This is a genomic window from Agathobaculum sp. (genome assembly GCF_050946325.1).
GTDB lineage: Bacteria > Bacillota > Clostridia > Oscillospirales > Butyricicoccaceae > Agathobaculum.
This window is the reverse complement of record NZ_JBMNUP010000134.1, coordinates 1-5319: the sequence shown is the minus strand read 5'-3', so window position 1 is coordinate 5319 and position 5319 is coordinate 1. Positions and strand designations below refer to the sequence as shown.

Here is a 5319-nt window from a genome sequence, read left to right as displayed (position 1 = left end):
CATCGCGCGGCTACTGACTGAACGCGGGGTGCCGACGCCGAAACAGAGAAGCGCTGTGTGGTCCTCCACTATGGTGCTGCGGATACTGCGCAATGAAAAATACTGCGGCGATTTGCTGCAAAAGAAGACCTGCACACCGGATTTTTTGACGCATCGCAGCGTGCCCAACCATGGACAGGAGCAGCAGCTTTTGCTGCGGGATCATCATGCGGCCATTGTCAGCAGAGCGCGGTTTGAGCAGGTGCAGCGGGAATTGGCGCGCCGCAGCGCGGGCAGGACGCGCCATTCGGCGCAGTACTGGTGTTCGGGGAAGGTGCGGTGCGGCCGGTGCGGCCGCGCACTGCTGCCCAGACGTTCCGTGCATAAGGACGGAAGTGTGCATGTTCGATGGACATGCCGCCAGTGCGGCGGAGGTTCGGTACGGGATGAAACGCTGCGCGAATGTGTGCAGCAGGCGCTGCAGCAAGCGGAAGCGGATATATCAGGCGTGGTACGGCGCCTATGCGCCGATTGCCGTGCAGCAGAACGCCGGCTGGGAAATGCGGCGCGGCCGGAGGCGGCGCGGGCAAGGCAGGCGTGGCTGTTGACGCAGGGATGGCAGGCGGAACAGGTATACGAAGAGGCGGTTGAGCGGATTTTGGTTTTGGATGGAACGATACAGGTCGCTCTCTTTGGCAGGCAATCGTTGTATAAACTGCAAAGAAGTGTCGATACTTGACGATATTTTGCATCCCTTAAAAGGGATTCTGACTTGCATCAAAGCCCAAAATATGTAAAATAAAAAGAAAGACGAATTTTGTTGAAATGTGTATTAACCGAAGTAGGATGTGGAGGTAACAATGGGGGAGGAAAAACAGAGCCTGCGCGTTTTATTGACAACTGCCGATATGGAATTTATGAAAAAGACCGCAGCGCTGATGCAGCAGAGCAAGACGCTGGTACTGGCGGGCACGGCGGAAAATGGAGATGAGGCAGTAAAGCGCTTTTTGCAATGCGCTCCGGACATAGTGGTGCTGGATAATGATTTGCCGCTGACGGATGGGATGACCGCCGCGGCGCGGATTCATAAATACAGGCGGGATGCAGGAATCCTGATAATGAGTTCGTTTATGGGCGCGCAGACGCAGATGGAAGGCAAAGTGGTCGGCGCAGATGTGCTGCTGCGGAAACCGGTGCAGCCGGCTTCGCTGTGCGAGCGCTTGCTCATCTGGTCGCGCGCTGTGGCGCTTTGCAAAAGTGAACAGCGGCAAGCGGATATGCGGCGGCGCCTGAAACAGATACTCAGCGAGCTGGCTGTACCGCTGACGGAAATGGGATATAGATATTTAACAGACTGTGTGTGCCTGCGAACCCATGAGAGCGGCGCTATGACCAAGGTGATCTATCCCGAAGTTGCCAAGACATACGGAAGGCAATGGGAAGATGTGGAAAGGGTGCTTCGGTATGCGGTGCATAAGATCTGGAAAGAGGGTAACAGAGAAGCGCTGTTCCGCTATTTTGGCGAGAGCTATGTCAACCAGCACAAAAGTATAGGAAACGGTATGTTTTGCGGCGTGCTGGCGGAATATTTGCAGCTTGAGGAGCAGGAATAGCAGGGGAACCGGCGGTGCGCAGACAAAAGGCCTGCCGGCTGCGGTGGCAGCCGGCAGGCCTTTGCGCTTCCCATACAGCCGCGTTTTTCGCTAATGAAACAGGTACTGCGTTGCGTATCGCAAGGTCATCGCGGGATAAGTAGTCGGTCAGACGCAGCTCGTTCTGCACGGCGCGGGCGTGAACCCAAAAAGGAACGGCGCCGGCAAGCGTCAGCGTGCCGGCGGGAACTGCATCCAGAATGCCGGCAAGCGGGTGAGGTGCATTGGATAAGGGCGCGTTGAGCATCATATCCCCGTGCTGCACGGGCAGCGGCAGAATAATCGCCTGCACACCGGAAAAACCGACGCGCAGATCTGTAAGCGGGATGCAGCCCTCTATGGGGTGCCGTTCAAGCGCATAGGTGCGCACCTCGTGGCCGTCGGCATGGAGCAGCCCAGCCAGGTAGGCCTGCCGCACGTCGCCGCCGACGACGGCAAGGGACGCCGATTTGTTCATAGAAAAACCTCCTTTGCGCCAGTCTATGCTGACGGGCAGCAGGAGGTTCGCAGACAGAACAAGGGTCCGGACAACTGTCCAGACCCTTGCGATACGGTTTTGGTTATTCCGGCTTGCGGTCCCCGCCAAAGAAGAATGTGGTCAGCACGCCTGGGCCGGTGTGGGAGCCGATGACCGTGCCGATATAGCGAATATCAGACTTCACACCCTGACGCAGCAGCAGATCGGCCAGCGTCTGCGCATCTTCCGGACAATCTCCGTGTCCGATGCGAACGGTCTGATTTTTATCGGCCATTTCGCGTATTGTGCGCTCTGCCAGATGCGCAATGGCTTTCTGCCGGCCGCGTACCTTGCCGCATACGCCGAGCTTGCCTTCATCGTTGACCCAAATGAGGGGTTTGATGCCGAGCAGACTGCCGACAATAGCGGAGGTCTTGCTCAGCCGTCCGCCGCGGTGCAGATGGTTCAAATCGTCCACGGTGACAAGGTGGATTACATGAAGCCGCATTTGTTCGATTGCGGCGGCGGTTACCTCTGCCGTGCAGCCGCTGTCGCGCATTTCGCGGGCTTTTTCCACCAGCAGATATTCGCCGCCGGTGGCGGAAAGAGAATCCACACAGAAAATTTTGCGGTCCGGATACTGCGGAGCCAGCTCGTCGCGCGCCATGCAGCCTGCGCCGTAAGTGCCGGACAAGCCGGAAGAAAATCCGATATACAGCACATCCATGCCGGCGTCAAGCGATTCGCGGAACAGCCGCAGGAAGGTTTCCAGCTTGGCCTGCGAAGTCTGGGACATTTTTCCCTGCCGCAGCAGGTCGTAAAACTGGTGGAAAGAAATCGTTTGTCCGCAGTCTTCTTCAATTGTGCGGTCGTCAATTGTGAAGGAAAGCGGCGCGCACTTGATATCATTTTTTGCAAAATAAGCGGCGGTTTCGTCGATGGTCGAGTCCGTTACAAGGGTAAACTTGCGCATGGTAAAACTCCTCTCAAATGCGGCATATCGGCCGCTGTTTTTAATTGATTTCAAAAACGGTATCGCTTTTACCGGTCAGAGATACGGCCGGTCCGTCCGGAACGATTTCGTAAGTGTTTTCGCAGCCAACCAGGCCGATGCCTTCCAGTGCGATTTTGGGCTCCACTGCAAGGACCATGCCGGCCTGCAAAGGCTCGCTGAAGCCCTGTGCCAGCACAGGCGTTTCGTCCATTGTCAGGCCGATGGAATGACCGACAAATTTGCAGCCGTTCATAAAACCGTCCCGGAAAGCAGGGTCGACGCAGCTGCAAAGCTTCTGATAAATTTCAGCGGGGACTGCGCCGGGACGCAGCAGGGATTCTGCCATATGAGACAGAAAGATACAATGCTCCCGCGCAGCGCGGATACGGGCGCCCTCAGGATGTTTGGCAAGCGAACCGTAGAAAAAGCAAATGCTTTTGTCTGTGTGATAGCCGCGGAAACCGCAGGGAATATCCAGCAGAACAAGATCTCCTTCACGCAGCCGGCGCTGGGAGGAGCCGATGGATTTCATCGCAATGCAGGTGCCGGCTGTGCCGGAAGGGCTGTCGTTCGCGATACGGAGCAGGCTGTTCTCTCCAAAACTGGCCAGGCCGAGCACATCTTCAGCAGCCGACTGATTGAAGCGGGAAATGCCCATTGCGCCATGCTCCAGCAGCGCAGTGCATACCTCGCTGCACAGACGGGCTTCGCTGACCCCGCGGCGCAGCAGCGCGGGCGCGATGTCCTCCAGCGCAAACTGCTGCACGCCGCCTGCGTGGCGCATGCATTCCAGCTCGTATTTGCTTTTGACGGCGCGCAGACCGGCGAGCACATCGTCAGCCGGAAGCGGCTGGGAAAACGGCAGATATTTCTGCAAAAGCGTGAGCTTTTGCAGCGTCATGGTCTTCACGGCAACGTGAACTGCCGAAGGAACGCGGGGAAAATCCTGCGCAATAACGCGGAAGCTGCCCATCGGCCGGATATCGGGGAAGAGGGATTCGCACTGCGCGCGCTCAAACGATCGGCGGACATAGAAAACGGCTGCGTCCTGCGTGACGACAAGCAGCCCCTCCTGCATGGTGCCGGTCAAATAGTAAAGATCAATTTTGTTGTCCAGCAGCAGCATGGACCAGTCCGGATGACGCTGCGACATGGCGATGCGCAGACGAGCAAGGCGGCTTTCCAGCTCTGCGGCCGGAACAGAGGTGTGGGGCATAATATTCCCTCCGGTGATTTCAGATTGGTATACAACTATATTTTATCATAGTTTTCACGTCAGGGCAATCCGCCCGCGTTGACTTTTGATAAGAGGTGCGATATGATAATATAGACATGATATTGCAGTAAAAGGAGGTGCGGCATGCGCAAAATATTGGGACGGGCGCTGGGCGACCGGCGCGTGGTCGGCGGTGTGCTGCTGATTATCCAGTTTGTGATCGTGATGACCGGTGTGAATTGGCTGAGCGGACGATGGGAATGGATGCCGCGCCTGCTGACGATTTTGAGCCTGCTCATCGTCATCTGGCTGGTACGCAAGTATGATAACCCGACCTATAAAATTTCCTGGATCGTAGTCATTTTGCTGATGCCTCTTTTTGGGGGACTTTTTTACCTGTTCTGGGGCAATACGCCGCTCAACCGCGCGCGCACACAGCATAAATATGAACCGAACCCGCCGGATTTTAAGGATTATAAGCGGCAGCCTGCAACAGAAGAACTGGCGCGTGTTTCTCCGCGCCATGCGCCGTGCGCCCGCTATGTGGAGGCGCTGGACGGCATGCCTGTATGGACGAATACCGAAACAAAGTATTTCCGCGTGGGCGAAGAGATGTTTGCCTCGATGTGTGAGGAACTTTGGCTGGCCAAACGGTTTATTTTTCTGGAATATTTCATCGTTGAAGAAGGCGTAATGTGGGATACGATTCTGGATATCCTGCAAATCAAGGTGCGGGACGGTGTGGATGTGCGCGTCATGTATGATGACGTTGGCTCCATCGCCACGCTGCCTAAGCATTATGACCGGTATCTGGCCTCGCTCGGTATCCGCGCGGTGCGGTTTAACCGGTTTATCCCGACGCTTAACACCTATCTGAACTACCGCAACCACCGTAAAATGATGATTATTGACGGCAATGTCAGCTACATGGGCGGCATTAATATAGCGGATGAATATATCAACAAAAAGGTGCGTTTCGGCCACTGGAAGGATACCGGCGTGATGCTGCGGGGAGAGGGTA

The 5319-nt window shown here is 56.1% G+C and carries 6 protein-coding genes; 3 read left to right on the top strand and 3 right to left on the bottom strand.

Annotation, left to right across the window (positions count from 1 at the left end):
- The coding region (locus ACOYIE_RS09110; protein WP_433412514.1) for a recombinase family protein at positions 1-718 on the top strand (718 nt) is incomplete at its 5' end.
- 169 nt (positions 719-887) lie between these two features.
- Positions 888-1592, top strand: a complete 705-nt coding sequence (locus ACOYIE_RS09105) for a sporulation initiation factor Spo0A C-terminal domain-containing protein (RefSeq protein ID WP_433412512.1) — start codon at positions 888-890, stop codon at positions 1590-1592.
- Here the strand turns inward: ACOYIE_RS09105 and ACOYIE_RS09100 are convergent.
- The 3 genes from ACOYIE_RS09100 to ACOYIE_RS09090 all read right to left on the bottom strand — a co-directional run bounded on the left by ACOYIE_RS09100 (position 1513) and on the right by ACOYIE_RS09090 (position 4298).
- Positions 1513-2088: a dipicolinate synthase subunit A N-terminal domain-containing protein gene (locus ACOYIE_RS09100; protein ID WP_433412510.1), complete on the bottom strand. Its 576-nt coding sequence runs from the start codon at positions 2086-2088 to the stop codon at positions 1513-1515. The genes ACOYIE_RS09105 and ACOYIE_RS09100 overlap by 80 nt on opposite strands.
- 103 nt (positions 2089-2191) lie before the next feature.
- Complete coding sequence (locus tag ACOYIE_RS09095) at positions 2192-3061, bottom strand: DegV family protein (RefSeq protein ID WP_433412508.1); 870 nt, start codon at positions 3059-3061, stop codon at positions 2192-2194.
- Positions 3062-3101: 40 nt separating this feature from the next.
- The gene (locus tag ACOYIE_RS09090; RefSeq protein WP_433412506.1) at positions 3102-4298 is read right to left on the bottom strand and encodes a M24 family metallopeptidase; all 1197 of its coding nucleotides are present in this window, start codon (positions 4296-4298) and stop codon (positions 3102-3104) included.
- 144 nt (positions 4299-4442) lie between these two features.
- Here ACOYIE_RS09090 and ACOYIE_RS09085 point away from each other — a divergent pair.
- Positions 4443-5319: PLDc N-terminal domain-containing protein (locus tag ACOYIE_RS09085; protein ID WP_433412505.1), on the top strand; the 877-nt coding region annotated here is incomplete at its 3' end.

What these genes read in the sequence shown, in the direction of transcription:
- ACOYIE_RS09105 (WP_433412512.1), top strand. Translation starts at nt 888, where the DNA reads ATGGAATTTATGAAAAAGACCGCAGCGCTGATGCAGCAGAGCAAGACG.
- ACOYIE_RS09100 (WP_433412510.1), bottom strand. Translation starts at nt 2,088, where the DNA reads ATGAACAAATCGGCGTCCCTTGCCGTCGTCGGCGGCGACGTGCGGCAG.
- ACOYIE_RS09095 (WP_433412508.1), bottom strand. Translation starts at nt 3,061, where the DNA reads ATGCGCAAGTTTACCCTTGTAACGGACTCGACCATCGACGAAACCGCC.
- ACOYIE_RS09090 (WP_433412506.1), bottom strand. Translation starts at nt 4,298, where the DNA reads ATGCCCCACACCTCTGTTCCGGCCGCAGAGCTGGAAAGCCGCCTTGCT.